Source organism: Allokutzneria sp. A3M-2-11 16 (assembly GCF_024213555.1).
Taxonomy (GTDB): Bacteria; Actinomycetota; Actinomycetes; order Mycobacteriales; family Pseudonocardiaceae; genus Allokutzneria.
This window is the reverse complement of record NZ_JANAVO010000018.1, coordinates 19,893-38,226: the sequence shown is the minus strand read 5'-3', so window position 1 is coordinate 38,226 and position 18,334 is coordinate 19,893. Positions and strand designations below refer to the sequence as shown.

The window sequence follows — 18,334 nt, the reverse complement described above, 5'->3', positions numbered from 1 at the left end:
TCATAGCGGGATTTCGGTGACCCCGTTATGAGTACGAAACGGGGTTCTCGGGGCTGCCGACGCTGATGTCGTGGGGGTGGATGAGGGGGGTGGGGGAGCGTAGGTGGTGGCGGGATCGCTGCTGACCGTTTACGGGACGTCGCCTCCGACCTCGCGTGCGCTGTCGGGTTTGTGGCGGTTGGCGACTGCCTGGAAGTGGGTTGGTGGTACTTGAAGACGCGGGAACCGGCACTAGCGTGACCACGGTGACGGAGGCGAAGACGCGGTCGTGGTGGGGCTGGGGCTATGCCGAGGACGCGGTCGCGGGAGCTGAACGCGCCGCGCTGGTCGAGCGCGTGGCGGCGCTGCTGCCGGGACAGGACCTCACCGACCACCAGCCTCCCGATCCGCGCCAGCTCGCGTTGCCCGCGACGCGCGTGCACCCGCCGAACGCCTTGGCGGGACTGTGTTCCGACGACGCGGTGGATCGGGCGGCGCACGCCCACGGCAAAGCGTTCCGCGATGTGGTGCGCAACCTGCACGGCGAACTCCGGCACGTCCCGGATCTGGTGGTGCGGCCGGAGACGGAGCAGCACGTGATCGACGTGCTGGACTGGTGTGGCCGCGCGGGTCTCGCGGTCATCCCCTACGGCGGCGGCAGCTCGGTCGTCGGGGGAGTCGAGCCGCGGTGCGCGGACTACCCCGGAGCGGTTTCGCTCGACCTGTCCAGGCTCGACCGCGTGATCGAGGTCGACACCGTGAGCCGCGCGGCGCGGATCGAGGCCGGGGTGTTCGGTCCACACCTGGAAAACCAGCTGCGGCCGCATTCCCTGACGCTGCGGCACTTCCCGCAGTCTTTCGAGTTCTCCACGCTCGGCGGGTGGCTGGCCACGCGGGCGGGCGGGCACTTCGCCACGCTGTACACCCACATCGACGACCTCGTCGAGTCGATGCGCGTGGTCACCCCCGTTGGCGTGAGCGAGTCCCGTCGCCTGCCCGGGTCCGGTGCGGGCCCCTCGCCGGATCGCGTGTTCCTCGGCTCCGAAGGCACATTGGGCGTGATCACCGAGGCGTGGATGCGGTTGCAGGATCGGCCGCGGCACAAGGCAGGCGCGTCGGTGCACTTCGCCGACTACGACAGCGCGGTGGCGGCCACGCGGGCGATCGCGCAAGCCGGACTGCACCCGTCGAACTGCCGGTTGCTCGACGCCGCGGAGTCTTTCCTCAACGCCGGGGTGAGCGTCAGCGGTGGCGTGCTGATCCTCGGGTTCGAGTCGGCCGACCACCCCGTGGAAGCTCCGCTGGCGCGGGCGATCGAGCTGTGCCGCGATCACGGTGGCACCGCCGCGGAGAAGACCGGCACTTCCGCGGAGTGGCGCTCTTCGTTCCTGCGCATGCCTTATCAGCGCGACGCCCTGGCCCGCGTCGGCGTCGTCGTCGAGACGTTCGAGACGGCCTGCACGTGGGATCGCTTCCCCGCCTTGCACTCCGCGGTCATGACGGCGGCTCGGAACGCGATCGCCGAGGTCTGCGGCGTCGGAGTCGTCACCTGCCGGTTCACCCACGTCTACCCGGACGGGCCCGCTCCGTACTTCGGTGTCTACGCCGCCGGGCGGTGGGGAAGCACTGTCGCGCAATGGGACGAGGTCAAGGCGGCGGTGTCGGAGGCGATCTTCGCGCAGGGCGGGACGATCACCCACCACCACGCGGTCGGCCGTGATCACCGCTCGTGGTACGACCAGCAGCGGCCGGAACCGTTCGCCGCGGCCCTGGCCGCCGCCAAGTCCGCGCTCGACCCGGCCTGGGTGCTCAACCCTGGCGTCCTTTTGTCGAACACCGGTTCTCCCTGGTAGACAACGCCTCCCATCAGGCTCGCCGGGAGATGTCGTGCACTACAGCGTTCTGGGCCCTCTGGCCGTGTGGACCTCCGCAGGGGAGCCGGTTTCGCTGACTGGTGTTCAACCGCGGACCCTGTTGGCGGTGCTGCTCTTCCACGCCAACCGCGCGGTGTCGCTCGACGAACTGGTCGACGCGCTGTGGGGGGAGAACCCGCCGAAGTCCTATCTGTCCAACCTGCACACCTACGTCTCCCGGCTGCGCAGGCAGCTCACGGACACACCGCTGGTGCACCTGGACCACTCCTACCGGCTGGAGGTCGATCCGCGGCGACTGGACACGCTGGTGTTCGCCAGCGAGGTGGCGGCGGGGCGGGAAGCCGCCCGGCTCGGACAGCTCGAGCTGGCGGTCCGGCACTTCCGCCAGGCACTCGCCGAGTGGCGCGGGCGTCCGCTGGCGGGACTGGTGATCCCCGCGCTGGAGCCCGAAATCCTGCGCCTGCAATCGGAACGCGTCCTGGTGCTGGAGGAGTGCCTGGACGCCGAGCTGCGCATGGGCAGGCACGCCGAGGTGATCTCGGAGCTGCGGCGCCTGGTCGTGGAGCACCCGCTGCGCGAGCGGCTGCGGGCGCTGCTGATGACCGCGCTGTGGCGCTCCGGCGACCAAGCCGTCGCCCTGGAGGTCTACCGCGAGGGCCGGATGGTGCTGGTCGACGAGCTCGGCACCGAACCGGGGCCGGAACTGCAACGGCTGCACGCGGAAATCCTTGCCGGAGAAGGAGAATCGGCCGAGCCGGGACCGAAGGCGGCTCCGGTGCGCCAGCTGCCCCTCGACGTCACCGACCTCACCGGGCGGGAGGCGGAGGCCGACGCGATCAGGGCGCACCTGCGCGAGGCGGGTGACGTCGTCCCGGTCGTGGTGCTCTCGGGCAATCCCGGCGCGGGCAAGTCCGCCCTGGCCGTGCACGTCGCGCACTCGGTGAGCGAGGTCTACCGCGACGGTCAGCTGTTCGTGCCGCTGGAGGGGGCATCCGGGCGCGGCGTCGGACCCGGGCAGCTCCTCGGGCATCTCCTTACCTCCCTTGGTGTTCCGGCCTCGGCCGTGCCCGAGGGGGTGGAGGCGAGGGCGGCGGCGTTCCGCGCCGCGCTGGCCGGGCGCTCCGTGCTGGTCGTGCTCGACGACGCCGCCGACGCCGGGCAGGTGCGGCCGTTCCTGCCGGGAACACCGGGGAGCGCGGTGATCGTGACGAGCCGCAGCAGGCTGAGCGGGCTCGCCAGAACCCTCACCGAACCGGTGCGCCCGCTCGCCGACTCGGCCGCCGACGACCTGCTGCGCCGCGTCATCGGCGAGGAGCGGGTCGACGAGGAACCCGAGGGCGCCGCGCGGATCGTCGCCGCCTGCGGCGGGCTTCCGCTGGCGCTGCGCGTCGCCGCGTGCAGGCTGGCCGCGCGGCCGCACCTGCCGCTGGCCCACCTCGCGGAGCGCCTGGAGGACGCGCACCGGCGCCTCGACGAGCTGACGACCAGCGATCTCCAAGTGCGCGCCTCCCTCGCGACCAGCTACCACGGCCTGTCCGCGCTCGCCCGCCGCGCGTTGCGGTCGCTGGGAACGCTGCGGGCGCGCGAGGTCGCCGCGTGGACGGTGGCCGTGCTGCTCGACGTCGCCGATCCCGACTCGGTGCTGGAGGAGCTGGTCGAGGCGAACCTGCTCGAACCGAGCGGGCGGGACGAGGTGGGCGAGCCGAGGTACCGGATCCACGACCTGCTCCTGGTGTTCGCGGAGGAACGAGCGGTCGAGGAGGACGTCGGCGCTGACCGGCTCGCCGGGCTGCTTCGCTTGGTGGAGCGGGCGATCGACCTCACCGAGCTGGCCAATCGCGGGCTGCCGACCACGTTCGGCCCGTTCGAGCCGAGAGCGGGCGCGGACACGGTGCGCTCGCTGCCCCGGGTGGCCAGGCAGCTGGAGCACGATCCCCTGCTGTGGCTGACCGCGGAGCGCCGCCTGCTCGTCCACCTGATCCGCCTCGCGCGGGCGACGGGATGGCACCGGCGGGCGGTCGTGCTGACCGATCGGCTCGTGCGGTTCTTCCTGCTGTGCGGGGGAAACGACGAGATCCGCGAGCTGGTCCCGGCGAGCCTGGACGACCTGAGCCTGCTCGGCGACGAGCGGTTGCGCGCGCGGGCGGAGTTCGCGATGACCTGGATCGACATCCTGGACGGGGACGTCGAACAGGCCGCGCGGACCCAAAGACGGTGCGCGGCAACGCTGTTGGGGCTGGGAGAGCGGCGGGACGCGGCGTTCGTGCTCAACGACTACGCGGGCACGCTCATCCGGCTCGGGCGGTTGGAGGAGGCGCTGGGCCTGGCCGGTGAGGCGGTGCGGATCTTCGACGGGCTCACCGAGTTCGGCGGCCAGGCGTGCTCCATGCAGAACTGCGCCGTCGCGCTGCGCCTGCTCGGCCGCGTCGAGGAGGCACTGGAGACCTCGGAGCGGGCGCTGGTGCTGGCGCGCAAGTCGCGCGAGAACCGGTGGCTGATGATCGTGCTGAACACGCTGGTGTGGATGTACCTCCAGGCGGGCAGGCCCCGTGAGGCGCGGGCCGGGGTGACCGAGGCGATGGAGCTGCTGGGCTCCTCCGCCGATCGCAGCGAACTGCGGTCGAACCTGCTGCACGTCCGCGCCTACATCGAGGCGGCGGCGGGCAACCACGCCCTGGCCGAGCGGCAGTTCGAGGAGAGCCACGCCTACGCGGAGCTGATGCGCAGCCCGCTGATGATCGCCCAGACCCAACGCGACCTCGCCGCCGTGTGGCTGGGCACCGGGCGGCACGGCGAGGCCCTCGCCGTGCTGCGGTCGACCGCGGCGACGTTCTCCCGGTTCGGCCTGGCCTCGGAGGAGGTGCTGAGCCTGCGGCTGCTGGCCCTGGCGCACACCCGGCTCGGGGACCGCGCCGCCGCCGCGGCGGCCACCCGGGACGCCGACCGCCTGGGTCCGCAGGCCGAGGACAGCGCCCGGGTGCGGATGCGAATCCTGTTCGACCTCGCCGCGGGCGGGTGAGCCGGTTCCGCCATGTGGTGGCTGTGTGGCGCCTCCTCCTAGCTTCGCGGCCTCACGCATGAAGGACAGTCGCTCCTCGTTGGGGCGCCCGGAAAGGAAGCACGTGAACGCGCATCACCACCCCCCGGCTGCACCGCGCCGGGGGCCGGCACCGCAGCAGTACCCCGGCCGCCCCCAGACCGGGCAGCAGCACTACGGCGCCAACCCGGGCGCGCAGCAGCGGCCGCCGCACCCCCAGCAGCACCGGGTGCAGCCGCAACAGCAGCACCAGGCACAGCAGCACCAGCCCCGGCCGCAGCCCACCCCGCCGCGGGGGTTCCAGGTGACCGACGACGGTCCCACGGTGGCCACGGCCGCGGTGGAGCCGGAGGCCCCGCAGGTCCCGAAAACGCTGCTGTACGGGGCGTTGTCCGCCGCGGCGTCGGCGCTGACCGGGATCATCACCGCGGCGGTGATCATGACCATCGGCCCGTCGCTGCTGGTGGCCTCGATGGGCCTGGACACCAGCGGCGACGTGACGGAGCTGGCCGACGCGGCCGGCTACGAGATCCTGTGGAACCGGGCGGTCTTCTGGCTGATCTTCGCGGGGATCTTCCTGGCGCTGGTGGCGTCGCTGCGGATCGGCCAGACCTGGGCGCGGGTGCTGTACAGCCTGTTCGTCCCGTTGATGGGCTGGCTGCTGGTCTGGGACATGATGGACGCGACGCCGACGCTCACCAAGGTCCTCAACGGGTTCAACCTCGGGTTCGCCGTCGTGGCCGTCGTGCTGGTCTGGCTCGGCCCGAGCAACGCCTACGTCAAGGCGCGCAAGCAGTTCCGCAGGGCCCGCCGCAGCAGCTGACTCGACGACCGGTCGCCCGGCCGCGCCATCGACGCGGTCGGGCGACGGGTTTCCCGGATGAAGGAACACCATGCAGCACAAGAACATCCTCGCCGTCGTGTGCGTCGCCGCGTTCGCGGTGACCGGCTGCGGCGCCACGGTGGGTCAGCCGTCCGCCGCCGAACCCCCGTCCTCGCTGAACCCGACGTCTTCGGTGAACACGACGACGGAGCGCACCACGACGGCCGCGGCCCCGGACTCCTCGCTCACCCCCACCGGGAGCACGCTCACCGTCGGGCAGGCCGCCAAGGTCCGCTACTCGGTCAAGACCCTCAGCAAGGAGACGACCACGCTGGAGGTCACCGCGGTCTCGGCGAAGAAGGGCGCGATCTCCGACCTCAAGAACTTCGAGCTCGACGCCTCGTCGAAGAACGGGGAGCCGTACTACGTCACCATGAAGTTCCGCAACATCGGGCCCACCGCGATGGAGCCGGGCGGCATCTTCGGGCTCATCGAGGCGCTCAACCCCGCCGGTGACGAGATGAGCAGGCTCACCCTCCTCGGCAAGTTCCGGCTCTGCGAGGGCGACTCGCCGGAGTCCCTCGCGGTCGGCGCGTCCTACACCGAGTGCGGCGTGTACATCGCTCCCGCCGGGCAGCGGCTGGACAAGGTCGTGTTCGACTTCTACGTGGACCTCGACCGGACCCAGATCACCTGGAGCGGGCCCGCGTAGCGACGCCGGAGAGCAGCCTGCGGACGCCGAACACGTGGCCGCCGGTCCCGATGACGAGCGCGCGGTAGAGGCGGCCCGCGGCTCCGGGGAAGGCGGCCCGGCTCTCGGCTCGCAGCCGCGTTCGGTTCGGGGCCACGCGGTCGATGCGGAAGACGAGGGCGTAAGTGGAAAAACGGTGCCGTCCTTCGAGGAGCAACTCGGAGGGCGGCACCGCCGCTGTCACCCGGAATCCGGCGATGGTCGAGCCCTCCGCCAGCGGGCGCGGCCCCGAGGCGGCGTGGTCCGGGCAGCCGACGAGCCGTGCGTAGGTCTGCGCGACGGCCCCGGAGAAGGTGCGGTCGAGCACGTCGCCGAGCGCGGCCCAGACCGCTTCCGGCGCGGCGTCGACGGTGACCGCGTGCTCGTCCAGGTGGGGCGGTGCCATCCCGCCCGTCATCCCGCCTCCAGCTCCGCCCGCATCGCGTCGGCCAGCGCGTGTGCCGCGCTGAGCGGACGGACCATCACGGTGAACTCGCCGATCCGGCCGTTCTCGTCGAGGTGCAGGAAGTCCGCTCCCTCGATCTCGCGATCCCCGACGCGGGCGCGGAAGACGAGCACCTGGTCGGCCGCGTCCGGAGCACCGATCTCGCGCTCGTAGCGGAAGTCCTCGAACACCCGGAACACGGCTCGCAAGATCGTCGCCACCGCGGCGCGACCCTGGTAGGGGCGGAAGACGACGGGGCTGCGGAAGACGACGTCGTCGGCCAGCAACGCGACGGCCGCCTCCATGTCCTGTGCTTCGACCGCGAGTCGGAACGCGCGCACGGCTTGCCTCCTGGATAGTCAACAAGTTGAATAGGTGTCACCGACACTAGCCTGTGCTCGTACCTGGTCGTGACGCCGTCCGTGCTCGCCCCAGAACCTCGGCGGGACCCCCTCATCCTGTGCTGAGGTCGCCGAAGAACCCGTTTCGTACTCTTGTCGGGATTTTGGAGCGCTCTTTTTCCCGTTATGAGTACGAAACGGGGTTCTCTAGACCGCGCGCGCCGGGGATGGGGTGGACGGGCGGGTGGAGTGCACGGGCAGAGTTTACTTGGTGTGCGGGACGGGTGCGGGCTCGCTTGGGGAGGCTGAACAGAGATGGCTCTGCGTCATGCGGTGCTCGCCGCGCTGCTGGACGGGGACGCGTCCGGCTACGAGCTCGCGAAGCGCTTCGACGTGTCCGTGGCGAACTTCTGGTCGGCCACGCCCCAGCAGCTCTACCGCGAGCTCGACCAGCTCGAGCAGGCCGGGCTGGTGAGCGGGCGGGTCGTCGAGCAGCAGCGGCGCCCCAACAAGCGCGTGTTCGCCCTCACCGCGACCGGCCGCGCGGAGCTGCGGGCGTTCACCGCGGAGCCGACCCGCCCCGCGGCGATGCGCGACGACCTCCTGGTCAAGCTGCGGGCGCTGGACGTCGGAGACCGGGAAGCCTTGTGCGAAGCCATGTCCGCACGCCTGGAGCAGGCCCGTGACAAGCTCGCCCGCTACGACCGGCTCCGCGAGGACCTCCTCGACGGCAGGGACGAGGACTCGTACGTGCGCGAGGCCGAGGGGATCGGCACGTATCTGACTTTGCTCGGCGGGCGTGCTTACGAGCAGGCGAACATCGAGTGGTCCACCACCGTGCTGCGGCTTCTGGAGCGTCGGTGAGCCCGGCGAACGTACCCGCGCTGACGGATGGCGTGGTGACCCTGCGCGCGCATCGACTGTCCGATGTGGACGATGTCGTTGTGCAGTGCGCGGACCCGGAAACGCAGCGGTGGACCGCCGTGCCTTCCCCGTATCGTCGCGAGGACGCGGTGAAGTTCGTGTCCGAGAGAGCACCAGCGGTGTGGGCCGACGGCAGCGAGGCGTTGTTCGCCATCGAGGCCGAGCACAGCGACGGCCGGTTTCGGTTCTCGGGTTCGATCGGTCTCCGTGATCGCGGTGAGGGCGTGTACGAGATCGCTTTCGGCGTGCATCCCGGCGTCCGGGGCCGCGGGGTGTGCGGCAGGGCTGCCCGGCTGGTGATGGACTGGGGCATTCGCGAGCGCGCGGTCACCGTGGTGCTTTGGCGTGCCACTGTGGGCAATTGGCCTTCTCGTAGAGTGGCGCTGGCTACCGGGTTCAGCATGGACGGCACGGCGGTGGACACTCATCGCGGCGAGCTGCGCGAGGTGTGGATCGGCTCGAGGCTAGGAGTGGGTGATGCAGGGATTCCGGTCGCTGGCACGGGTCGATCTCGGTGAGCTTCCTTACGACGTGGCCGTGGTGGAGATGGCGGAATGGGCGGAGCAGTGCCGGGCGGGCGCGGCGGGTGATCGGCTGTTCCTGTTGTCGCACCCGCCTGTCGTCACGTACGGCCCGCGAACCCCACGGGAGCACCTTCCGGCCGATCTGCCGATCGTGCCCGTCGACCGCGGCGGCCTGGCCACCTACCACGGGCCCGGCCAGATCGTCGGCTATCTCGTCGCCGACGTCCGGGAACGCGGACCGGCCGACGTGGTGCGGTGGCTGGAGAACGGCATCATCGCCGCGTTGACCGGCCTCGGTTTCCCCGCCCGCCGCCGCGACACCCCACCGGGCGGCACGAGCCTGGTCGGGGTCTGGACGCCGGACGACCGCAAGGTGGCCGCGATCGGCATGCGCATCCGCGGCGGTGTCAGCACGCACGGCTTTGCGCTGAACGTCGATCCGGACATGGGCGTCTACGAACGGTTTACGGCCTGCGGACTGGCCGAGCCCACCACGTCGCTCCGCGAGTGGGCATGGGACCTTGGCCGTGATGTTCCCACCGAGCAGCGGGTGCGGGACGCGCTCGCCGAGGCGCTCGGCGCGCTGAACAGTCCACAGTGGACGTTCGGGCGGTCCTTCGCGAACGTCGCCGAACCCCTGTAGAAGAAGCGGATGAACACTGTTGTAGTGGCGCTGCTGGCCCTTGCCCCGGTCGCGCCCACTCAGCTGGAACGACCCGCGGACATCAGCGCTGACGCGTCCGTCGAACCCGTTGCGGTGAACGACTCCGGCCTGATCGCGGGCTACAGCTACAGTCCGACGACCCTGTCCCGCGCCGTGCTGTGGGGACGCGACGGCAAGCCCAGGCTGCTCCCCACCCTGTCGGATCGCGGCATCGGCCGGGCGGAGGCGATCAACGCCTCGGGCACCGTCGTGGGGTTGAGCCTGACACCGGACCACAAGTCGGGCGTCGCGGTGCGGTGGGACCGCAGCGGCGCCGTGAAAGCGTTGGACGGCAAGGACACCCGCGCGACCGCGATCAACGAGCACGGCACGGTCATCGGCACGATGAGCGACGGCCGGGGCAACTCGCGACCGGTTCGCTGGTCGAACGAGGGGCAGCGCAGCGATCTCCAGGTCCTCCCGGGCGACACGGGGAGCAGGCCGGCGGCGATCAACGACAGCGGTGTGGCCGTAGGTGTCTCTGATCGCATTGGTGGCGAATGGAAAGCCGTGCGCTGGGATCCCAGTGGCGCCGTCACCGCGCTCGCGACGCACCCGGGCAAGGACCGCTACAGCACGGCGAACGCGATCAACCGCGACGGGACGATCGTCGGGTCGGCCTGGCGGCTCGACGGGACGGTCGGGGCGGTGAAGTGGAGTCGAGCCGGTGAGATCAGCGACATCCCGGCGCCTGCCGGTTTCATCCCGGACGCGAACGACATCGACGACTCGGGACGCGTTCTCGGCAGCATCGAGGACGAGGGCGGCAGGCGAACGGCGACCGCGTGGACCCCGGCGGGCGTCATCACCACCTTGAACGGGCTCGGCGACCACAGCTATCCCTACTCGCTCAGCAACACCGGCGTCGCCGTGGGGACATCGGGTTCCCTGCCGGTGCGGTGGACGCTCCCGCGATAACCGTGCTGTCGAGGGACTTCCGCAGGCGTGCGGCGAGAACGCGGGCGAGCCGCACGGGTGAGTCGTACCTGGCCGCGCTGGAATCCCTTGTCACCGAACCGGATGAGCCGATCGCCCCGTTGACGGCGGAGGAGCGGCGCGCGCTGCGGCTGTGCGGGCGCCTGCACGGCGAGCTGGCCGATCGTGGCTGGTCGGTGTACGACGACACCGACCGCGAGGAGTTCGGCGGCCTGGCCGGGCTGACCGTGGTGTGGCTGCACCCGCCGCGGCCCGGCTGGGTCGGCAGGCTCCAGCTGCCGAGCTGCGCGCTGATCGTCGACGCAGTGGGTCAGCTCGTCGTCGAGGTCGAGCTGGCCGGTGTGGTGGGCGGTTGCGAGCCGCATCGGGTTGCCACCGTGCGGATGCCCGCCTCGGTGGAGCTGCGGTGGTTGCGCGCGGTGCTGTACGAGGTCGAGGCGAAGGTGCGCGGCGCGGACACGTTGTCGCTGCGCACCTGCCCGAACTGTCAGCGCCTTCGGTGACACAACGCCGCTGTGCCGAGGGCGAGCACGATGAGCACCGCCATGGCGGCCGAATAAGCCTGGCCCGGGGCCGCACCGAGAACGAGCCGGTACCAGGCGCCGACCGCGGCGTAACCGGTCGCGAGGCCCACCTGCGTCGCGGTGGCAGCAAGGCCGGAAACCGTTCCCGCGTCCGCGACCGACACCCGGCCGAACAGTGACGTCACCAGGGACGACACCACGAGTCCCTGGGCCAGCCCGGTGAGCCCGATCGCGACGGCCAGCAGCACGTGCTGGGCGTGCGGAACCAGTTGGCCCACAAGGAGATGCGCGGACAGGGCGGTGGCCAGCCCGAGGCAACCCAGCACCGGCAGGCGTCCGCCGAGGCGGGGGGCCAACCGGCCGCCCCACCACGACCCCACCGCGAAGCCGATCCCGAGCGGCACGAACATCAGTCCGGCGGCGAACGGCTCCACGCCGAGTGCGGCCTGCGTGTGGAAGGTGAACACGAAGAACAACCCGGCGTTGCCACCGAAGAAGGCCATGATCGCCAGCAGCCCGGTCCGCGTGCCGGGCGCGGTCACCACTCGCGGAGGGAACAGCGGGCTGGACGATTTTCGTTGCTGGACGGCCAAAACCGCCAGGGTGAGGGCGCCGAGCAGAACGCTGAGCCACGGCCACACCGCGCCGCCGGACTCCGCGCCGAGCACGAGCGGTGCCACCAAGGCGGGCAGCGCGAGCACGGTCAGCCCGGCACCCGTGGGATCGAGGCGGGTGAGACCGCGGTCGGTCTCGGCGATCACCTTGGGCCCCAACGCGAGGATCACCACGCCGACCGGCACGTTGATCAGGAACGCCAGCCGCCAGTCCAGCCGCGTCACCAGCCCGCCACCGGCGAGACCGGAGATCACGCCAAGACCGATCACCACGCCGTACCACCCGATGGCGCGGGCGCGCTCGGTCTCGTCGAGGAACATCGAGCGGATCAGCGCGAGCAACTGGGGGAGCAGCAGCGAGGCCGCCGCGCCCTGGGCGAACCGCGCGGCAATCAGCAGCTCCGCGGTCGGGGCCAGGCCGCACACCGCCGACGCCGCGGTGAACCCGGCGACGCCCACCAGGAAGACCCGGCGACGGCCGTAGCGGTCGCCCAGCCGGGCGCCGGTGATCAGCCCGGCCGCGGCGGCGATCACGTAGGCGGCGCCGATCAGCTGCACCTGTCCGAAGCTCGCGGGCAGCTCGCGCTGGATCACCGGAGACGCCACGGTGACGACGAACCCGTCCACCTGCCCCATGAACGCGGCGGCGAGCACGACCGCGAGGCCCGCCTTGGTCTTCATGATCCTGCCAGGTACTCGGTGAGCACCTGGCCGATCCGGGCCATCGCGGCCGGGTCGGTCAACTGACCGTGGGTGCAGTCGATCGAGTGCAGCCGCAGGCCGCCACCCAGGTGCGGCAACCATTCCCCGGGCTCCGGGTGGTGCTCGGCGCGACCGGCCGTGGCGTGGAAGAACAGGGCCTCGCCGTCGAAGCGCGGGGTCGCCGAGGTTCCGGCCAGTGCCAGCGAGTCGGCGAAGACCCGGGTCAGCGCGGCCAGCCGGGGCCGGTCGAGGATCGCCAGCGGGCCTTCGCCGGACAACACCCGTTCCTCGAACTCGGCGTAGGTCATCGGCGCGGCGGGCTCGTAGCCCAGGGAATCGAGCAGTGCGACAAGGGTGTCCGCAGCGTGCGGCGCAGCCGTGTGCGGGTAGCCGTCGAGCAGCGCCAGCAACGCAACGTCCTCACCTTCAGCGCGGAGGGCACTCGCCATGGCGTGGGCGACCCCGGCGCCGAAGGACCAACCGAGCAGGTGGTAGGGGCCGCGCGGCTGCACAGAGCGGATCTGGTCGAGGTAGTCCTTGACCATTTCGTCCATTGTGGATGGTCGATTGTCCGGTTGGGACAGTCCGCGCGCCTGGAGCCCGTAGACGGGCCGATCGGTGACGTGCCGCAGCAACCCGGCGTAGACCCAGCTGATGCCCGCGGCAGGGTGAACGCAGAACAACGGAGCCTGATTTCCCTCGCGCCGCAAGGGAAGCAGCACGGCGTAGTCGTCATCGCTCGCGCGGGAAGAGCCCAGTCGGTCGGCAAGCGCGGCGACGGTGGGCGCGGCGAAGACGTCCGCGATGCTCAGCCGGAGACCGAGTTCCGCGCGCGCCCGGTTCTGCAAGCGCGCCACCAGGAGCGAATGCCCACCCAGTACGAAGAAGTCGTCGTCGATGCCGACCTCGGGCAATCCGAGCGTCTCCGCGAAGAGCCCGCACAGCACGCGCTCCCGCTCACTGCGCGGTGCTCTACCGGACGCCGCGTCATTCGACGGCGCGGGCAACGCTGCGCGGTCGAGCTTGCCGTTCGTGTTGGCGGGCAACCGATCCAGGACCACGTATGCCGACGGAACCATGTAGTCCGGCAGCTGCTTGGCGATATGGCGGCGCAGCTCGGCGGGCTCGGGGACGGTGGAACCGGGCTGGGGGACCACATAGCCCACGAGGCGCGCGTCGCGGGCGAGCACCGCTGCCTGGACAACGGCGGGATGGGTGCCCAGGACCGCGTCGATCTCGCCGAGTTCGACGCGGTAGCCACGGATCTTGACCTGGTCGTCAGCTCTGGCGTGGTACTCCAACGTGCCGTCCGGGCGCCAGCGGGCGAGATCGCCAGTGCGGTACATCCGCGCGCCCGGCTTGCCGAAAGGGTTGGCGACAAAGCGTTCCGCGGTCAGTCCGGGGCGGCGGTGGTAGCCGTTCGCCAGGGGCGTGCCCGCTACGTACAGCTCGCCGACGACGCCCACGGGCACGCGCCTCAGCGCCGCGTCCAAAACGTGGCACTGGCCGTTCGCCACGGGCCTGCCGATCACCGGGATCTCGGTGTCGAGCAAGGCCCACGTAGCGTCCACTGTGGACTCCGTTGGGCCATAAAGGTTGTATGCGGAGATCTCCGGTTCCGCGCGCAGTGCCGACCAGAGCGCGGAGCCCGCCGCCTCCCCGCCGAGCGCGATGACCGCGGGACGATGCGCACTGGTGAGCAACCCCGCTGACAGCAGCTCCTCCGCGTAGGTGGGCGTGATGTCGAGGAAGTCGATCCGGTGCGAGGTGATGTAGTGCAGCAGCTCAGCGGGATTCCTGCGCACCTCGTCGTCGACGAGGTGCAGCTCGTGCCCGGCCAGCAGCCAGAACAAGCCCTCCCACGAGGTGTCGAAGGACAGCGACGCGGTCAGCGCCGCGCGGAACCGCCGCCCGTCCGACTCGGGCTCGATCATGGTGGTGCGGTGGTGGTGGAACAGGTTCACCATCGCCCGATGGGTCACCACGACGCCCTTGGGGCGGCCGGTCGAGCCCGAGGTGTAGATCAGGCACAACGGCAGCAGCTGGCTCAACTGTGTGTTGAGCGGGTCCAGATGTGGTTCCTGCGCCAGCATTTCGGCCGTCTCGGGAGCGTCGAGCACCAGAGCCGTCACCTCGGCCGGGAGCCGCGAGGCCAGGTCCGACGTGGTGATCACCATGACCGGCTCCGCGTCGTCGAGCACGAACGCGATCCGTTCCGCCGGGTGGTCCGGATCGATCGGCACGTACGCCGCTTCCGCCTTCACCACCGCCAGCAAGGAGATGATCGCGTCGGCGGTCCGCGGCAACAGCAACCCCACGAACTGGCCGGGCTCCACACCGCGCCGGAGCAGCAGCCAGGCCAAGCGGTTCACGCGACGGTTCAGCTCGGCGAAGGACATCGTGGTGTGCTGGTCGACCAGTGCGGACTGATCGGGTGTCTCGTGGACCTGGTCGTTGAACAGCCGCGCCACGTTCTGCTTCGGCCACAGCCGCATCGTGTGGTTCCACCCGTGCAGCTCGTTGACGTCGAGCAGGTCGAGCTCGCCGATCGGGGTCTCCGGCGCGTCGACCATGCGCCGCAGGAACGTGCAGAAGCGTCCTATGTGGAGGGTCAGCTCCTCGGCGGTGTACAGGTTCGGGTTGCCGTCCAAGGCGATGCGCAGTCCGTCGCCGTCCGCCCGGTGGTAGATGTTGAACGCCATGTCCTCGATCGGGCCCGCCGACACGTTGCGCACCACCGACCGCGCACCGGCGAAGCTCAGGCCGTAGTCGAAGGGCATGATGTTGGCGGAGGTGCCGAAGAGCTTGCGGTCGCCGCCGACCACCCGCAGGTCCCGCCGCAGCTCTTCATAGCGGTAGCGGTGGTGCCTGCGACTGCGCCGCACGCGCCCGGAGAACTGGCACATGAGGTCGAGCAGGGTCGTTCCCGGCTCGATGTCGACCCACAGCTGCACCACGTTGAGTACTGTGCACGGCACCCGCAGCGCGACCGAGCCCGTGCGCCCCATCACCGGCATGGCAAGGGAAACCGGCGACGCACCGGTCATCCGGTGGACGTAGCCGGTGACCGCGGCGTAGAGCAGTTCGGTCCAGTTCGCCCGTGCCGTCCTGGCAACACCGGAGAGCATGCTGGACAGCTCACGACCGATGTCGCCCTCCGCGCGCACGACGTGCCGGGCCATGGGCGCGGTCCGTCCGGCCAGGGTGACCGGCTCGGGGCGGTCGCGGGTGTACTCCGCCCAGAACCGCCGATCCTCGGTGTACTGGTCGGATTCGGCGTAGGCGGCGTCCTCGGCCACGACCGCGCCCAGCTCGCCGAACCCGGACGGCTCCGGCGGCGTCCCCTCGGCCAGCGCCGTGTAGAGCTCGGCCACCCGGCGAGCGATGAGCGCGAGGCCGTAGCCGTCCAGCAGGATGTGGTGAACCCGGTGGTACCACAGGAAACGACGTTCCCCGACGCGGAAGACCGCGTGCCCGAAGAGCGCGTCGGCGCCCAGGTCCACCGGGCGGGCGATGTCCTCGGCCATCCACCGCAGCGCGAACCCCACCGGCGAGGAGTGCTCCCGCAGGTCGGCGACGTGCACGTGCCACGGCACCGGGTCGGCGACCTGGCGGGGGCCGTCGTCGTGCTCGACGAAGCGCACCGACAGCGCCTCGGCCTCCTCCACGGTGCGGCGGATCGCCGCGACGAGCAGGCCGGTGTCGAGGTGGCCGTCGATGTCGACGTACTCGGCGGTGTTGTAGATGGGGGAGGCCGGGTCGATCTGCTGCCCGGTCCAGATCCCCGCCTGCGCCGCGGTGAGCGGCCACCAGCGCGGTTCAGCCACCGGCCAGCAGCTCCCACCACTCGGCCAGCGTCGGCCGCTCGGCGAGCTCGACGAAGCTCACCCGCGCGCCCGCCGCGCGCCACCGCTCCACCAGGCCGATCAGCCCGACCGAGTCCAGGCCGAGCGCGAACAGGTTCTCCCCGGGCGGGACCTCGTCGGGGGCGAGGTAGAGCAGTTCGGCGACCTCCGCGCGGATGCCCGCGCGGCTGAGCTGGTGCGTCATCAGTTGACCTGTCTGTCCTTTGTGGACCAAAAGGGATCGCGCAGCTCGCGGCGCAGGATCTTGCCGCTGGGGTTGCGCGGGATGCGCTCGACGAACTCGAACCGCCGGGGGATCTTGAACCCGGCGAGCCGCTCGGTGCACAGCGAGAGCAGCTCGCGCGGGCCCACCTGCTCGCCCGGCCGCCGGGCGACGAAGGCGTGCACCGCCTCGCCGAAGCGGTCGTCCGGGACGCCGACGACGGCGGAGTCGGCGACACCGGGGTGCTGGGCGAGCACGTTCTCGATCTCGGTCGGGTAGACGTTCTCCCCGCCGACGATGATCATGTCCTTGAGCCGGTCCTGGATGAACAGGTACCCGTCGGCGTCGAGGTGCCCGGCGTCGCCGGTGTGCACCCAGCCCTCGCGCAGCGTCCGCTCGGTGGCCTCCGGCAGCCGCCAGTACTCCACCATCCGCGCCGGGGTGCGCAGGCAGACCTCGCCGACCTCACCCGGGGGCAGCTCGGCGCCGTCCGGGTCGATGATCTTGATCTGCACGCCGGGGTAGGCCCGGCCCGCCGCGCGCAGCCTGCCCAGCCGCGGGTCGTGGTCGGCAGGGGGCAGGCAGACCGCGGTGTTGCCGGTCTCGGTCAACCCGTAGATCTGGGCGAAATCGCAGTCGAGCACCGGAAGTGCTTCCCGCAGCAGCGCTTCGGCGATCGGCGAGCCGCCGTAGACGACCTTGCGCACGGACCGGAAGGTCTCCGCGTCCACGTCCGGTTCGGCCAGCAGCAGCCGCAGCATCGACGGCACCACGCAGACGGTCGTCACGCCGTGCCCGTGGATCAGCCGGACCGCCTCGGCGCTGTCGAAGCGCGGCATGGCGATGTTGGTGACCCCGGCGGCGAAAGCCTGGGTCGCCCACCAGATCCCGCCGACGTGGAAGCCGGGGATGCCGATCAGGTTGCGGTCGTCCTCGCGCCAGTCGATCCAGGTCAGCCCCCGATCGGCCAGCGCGTCGCGGATCGCGAAGAAGCTGCGCTGGGCGAGCACGACGCCCTTGGGCAGCCCGGTGGTGCCGCTGGTGTAGAGCTGCACCACCGGCTGCTCGGGATCGGCCCAGCGCGAGGGCGCGGTGTCCGGGTACGGGCTGATCCACTCGCCCAGCCGGTCCAGCCCGATCACCCGCAGCTCGGGCAGTTCCGGCAGCAGCGGCCGGACCACCTCGGCGAGATCGCGGTCGACGAGGAGCACGCGGCTGCCGGAGTCGCGCAGGATGTGCCCGACCTCGTGGCTGGTCAACCGGAAGTTGATCGGCACCAGCACGGCCCCGGCACGGGCGCAGCCGAAGAAGGCCACGTAGTAGTCGACCGACTCCTTGCCGAGGAAGGCCACCCGCTCGCCCTGGCGCACGCCCTCGGCGAGCAGGGCCCGCGCCAGCTTGCTGCTGGCGCGGTCGAGCTCCGCGTAGCTCAGTACCTTGCCCGCGCAGAGGATCGCGGCGGTGTTCGGTTGCATCCCCGCGTGGAAGGCGGGGATCTCGGCGACCGACCGCAGTTCGGGGAAGTGGCGCAGCTGTCGGGGGCTCATGGGTTCCGTCCTTGTTCACCGGGAGCACCGGGAGCACTGGGCCCACCGGTCTCGACGAGGATGACCTGGGCGTTGCCGCTGGCCGCCCCGCCGCCCTCGTCCCAGAACCTGAACGCTGTCTCCATGAGCACCAGCGGCGCGCCGTCGCGGCGGGTTCCCCTGCGGGCCACGCGTTCGACGACCAGCTCGGCCTGGAAGCGCAGCGGATCGATCGGCCGCCGGAACGCGCAGGCGAACCTGGTGATCACGATGTCAGCGAGCTGGCGCCGCCGGAAGTCCGCCATCGTCCAGTCCCCGAACACCTCGCCCGCCCGGTGCTTCACCGAGTAGGCGACGAGGTGGTACAGCATCTGGTTGAAGCAGATGTTGACCTCGGCGGCGTTGAGGTGACCGGTGTCGTCGATGTAGCAGGACTCCGGGATCTCCAGCACCGCGGTGGCGCTCAGCCGTCCGCTGGTGGAGACGCCGATCTCCTTGACGTAGCGGCAATGCGGCTTGTAGACCCGCAGCACCTCGCGCAGCAGGTCCTCCTCGGTTCGGTGTCCCCGCCGGACCCGCATCAC

At 71.0% G+C, this 18,334-nt stretch carries 16 protein-coding genes; 9 read left to right on the top strand and 7 right to left on the bottom strand.

Annotated elements, in window-relative coordinates; all coding sequences use genetic code 11:
* The first annotated feature begins 245 nt into the window (after positions 1–245).
* The 4 genes from NLX83_RS36685 (at position 246) to NLX83_RS36670 (ending at position 6,425) form a co-directional block, all read left to right on the top strand.
* Entirely contained in the window at positions 246–1,832 is a 1,587-nt protein-coding gene (locus tag NLX83_RS36685; RefSeq protein WP_254239871.1) for an FAD-binding oxidoreductase, read from the top strand.
* Positions 1,833–1,866: 34 nt separating this feature from the next.
* Entirely contained in the window at positions 1,867–4,872 is a 3,006-nt protein-coding gene (locus NLX83_RS36680; protein ID WP_254239870.1) for an AfsR/SARP family transcriptional regulator, read from the top strand.
* Positions 4,873–4,975: 103 nt separating this feature from the next.
* Positions 4,976–5,713, top strand: a complete 738-nt coding sequence (locus NLX83_RS36675) for a hypothetical protein (protein ID WP_254239869.1) — start codon at positions 4,976–4,978, stop codon at positions 5,711–5,713.
* A gap of 70 nt (positions 5,714–5,783) precedes the next feature.
* Positions 5,784–6,425, top strand: a complete 642-nt coding sequence (locus NLX83_RS36670) for a hypothetical protein (protein ID WP_254239868.1) — start codon at positions 5,784–5,786, stop codon at positions 6,423–6,425.
* Here the strand turns inward: NLX83_RS36670 and NLX83_RS36665 are convergent.
* Both NLX83_RS36665 and NLX83_RS36660 read right to left on the bottom strand, forming a co-directional pair.
* Positions 6,403–6,849, bottom strand: a complete 447-nt coding sequence (locus tag NLX83_RS36665) for a hypothetical protein (RefSeq protein WP_254239867.1) — start codon at positions 6,847–6,849, stop codon at positions 6,403–6,405. The two genes, NLX83_RS36670 and NLX83_RS36665, sit on opposite strands and share 23 nt — an antisense overlap.
* An 8-nt stretch (positions 6,850–6,857) precedes the next feature.
* Positions 6,858–7,229 carry a nuclear transport factor 2 family protein gene (locus NLX83_RS36660; RefSeq protein WP_254239866.1) on the bottom strand — a complete coding sequence of 124 codons (372 nt, stop codon included), beginning with the start codon at positions 7,227–7,229 and terminating at the stop codon, positions 6,858–6,860.
* Positions 7,230–7,544: 315 nt separating this feature from the next.
* On the opposite strand from NLX83_RS36660, the gene NLX83_RS36655 reads away from it, so the two are divergent.
* The 5 genes from NLX83_RS36655 to NLX83_RS36635 are packed head-to-tail and all read left to right on the top strand — an operon-like array spanning position 7,545 to position 10,819.
* On the top strand, positions 7,545–8,093 hold the full coding sequence (locus NLX83_RS36655; RefSeq protein ID WP_254239865.1) for a PadR family transcriptional regulator: 549 nt from the start codon (positions 7,545–7,547) through the stop codon (positions 8,091–8,093).
* Positions 8,090–8,671 (top strand): GNAT family N-acetyltransferase, encoded by a 582-nt coding sequence (locus NLX83_RS36650; RefSeq protein WP_254239864.1) that lies wholly within the window; start codon positions 8,090–8,092, stop codon positions 8,669–8,671. The genes NLX83_RS36655 and NLX83_RS36650 overlap by 4 nt, the downstream gene beginning before the upstream one ends.
* Positions 8,631–9,320: a lipoyl(octanoyl) transferase LipB gene (gene lipB, locus NLX83_RS36645; protein ID WP_254239863.1), complete on the top strand. Its 690-nt coding sequence runs from the start codon at positions 8,631–8,633 to the stop codon at positions 9,318–9,320. Before NLX83_RS36650 ends, lipB begins: the two co-directional genes overlap by 41 nt.
* A 9-nt stretch (positions 9,321–9,329) precedes the next feature.
* The gene (locus tag NLX83_RS36640) at positions 9,330–10,298 is read left to right on the top strand and encodes a hypothetical protein (RefSeq protein ID WP_254239862.1); all 969 of its coding nucleotides are present in this window, start codon (positions 9,330–9,332) and stop codon (positions 10,296–10,298) included.
* Positions 10,280–10,819, top strand: coding sequence for a hypothetical protein (locus NLX83_RS36635; RefSeq protein ID WP_254239861.1), 540 nt, complete (start codon positions 10,280–10,282; stop codon positions 10,817–10,819). The genes NLX83_RS36640 and NLX83_RS36635 overlap by 19 nt, the downstream gene beginning before the upstream one ends.
* Here the strand turns inward: NLX83_RS36635 and NLX83_RS36630 are convergent.
* The 5 genes from NLX83_RS36630 to NLX83_RS36610 are packed head-to-tail and all read right to left on the bottom strand — an operon-like array spanning position 10,804 to position 18,331.
* Positions 10,804–12,135: an MFS transporter gene (locus NLX83_RS36630; protein ID WP_254239860.1), complete on the bottom strand. Its 1,332-nt coding sequence runs from the start codon at positions 12,133–12,135 to the stop codon at positions 10,804–10,806. The two genes, NLX83_RS36635 and NLX83_RS36630, sit on opposite strands and share 16 nt — an antisense overlap.
* The gene (locus NLX83_RS36625; protein WP_254239859.1) at positions 12,132–15,983 is read right to left on the bottom strand and encodes an amino acid adenylation domain-containing protein; all 3,852 of its coding nucleotides are present in this window, start codon (positions 15,981–15,983) and stop codon (positions 12,132–12,134) included. Before NLX83_RS36625 ends, NLX83_RS36630 begins: the two co-directional genes overlap by 4 nt.
* Complete coding sequence (locus NLX83_RS36620) at positions 15,976–16,206, bottom strand: phosphopantetheine-binding protein (RefSeq protein ID WP_254239858.1); 231 nt, start codon at positions 16,204–16,206, stop codon at positions 15,976–15,978. Before NLX83_RS36620 ends, NLX83_RS36625 begins: the two co-directional genes overlap by 8 nt.
* Positions 16,206–17,771: a long-chain-fatty-acid--CoA ligase gene (locus tag NLX83_RS36615; protein WP_254239857.1), complete on the bottom strand. Its 1,566-nt coding sequence runs from the start codon at positions 17,769–17,771 to the stop codon at positions 16,206–16,208. Before NLX83_RS36615 ends, NLX83_RS36620 begins: the two co-directional genes overlap by 1 nt.
* Positions 17,768–18,331 carry an FcoT family thioesterase gene (locus NLX83_RS36610; RefSeq protein WP_254239856.1) on the bottom strand — a complete coding sequence of 188 codons (564 nt, stop codon included), beginning with the start codon at positions 18,329–18,331 and terminating at the stop codon, positions 17,768–17,770. The genes NLX83_RS36615 and NLX83_RS36610 overlap by 4 nt, the downstream gene beginning before the upstream one ends.
* Between the last annotated feature and the right edge of the window lie 3 nt (positions 18,332–18,334).

Bases quoted from the DNA above. Each gene is read 5' to 3' on its own strand.
- NLX83_RS36640 (WP_254239862.1), top strand. From the start codon at position 9,330: ATGAACACTGTTGTAGTGGCGCTGCTGGCCCTTGCCCCGGTCGCGCCC.
- NLX83_RS36670 (WP_254239868.1), top strand. From the start codon at position 5,784: ATGCAGCACAAGAACATCCTCGCCGTCGTGTGCGTCGCCGCGTTCGCG.
- NLX83_RS36620 (WP_254239858.1), bottom strand. From the start codon at position 16,206: ATGACGCACCAGCTCAGCCGCGCGGGCATCCGCGCGGAGGTCGCCGAA.
- NLX83_RS36655 (WP_254239865.1), top strand. From the start codon at position 7,545: ATGGCTCTGCGTCATGCGGTGCTCGCCGCGCTGCTGGACGGGGACGCG.
- NLX83_RS36610 (WP_254239856.1), bottom strand. From the start codon at position 18,331: ATGCGGGTCCGGCGGGGACACCGAACCGAGGAGGACCTGCTGCGCGAG.
- NLX83_RS36630 (WP_254239860.1), bottom strand. From the start codon at position 12,135: ATGAAGACCAAGGCGGGCCTCGCGGTCGTGCTCGCCGCCGCGTTCATG.
- NLX83_RS36665 (WP_254239867.1), bottom strand. From the start codon at position 6,849: ATGGCACCGCCCCACCTGGACGAGCACGCGGTCACCGTCGACGCCGCG.
- NLX83_RS36615 (WP_254239857.1), bottom strand. From the start codon at position 17,771: ATGAGCCCCCGACAGCTGCGCCACTTCCCCGAACTGCGGTCGGTCGCC.
- lipB (WP_254239863.1), top strand. From the start codon at position 8,631: ATGCAGGGATTCCGGTCGCTGGCACGGGTCGATCTCGGTGAGCTTCCT.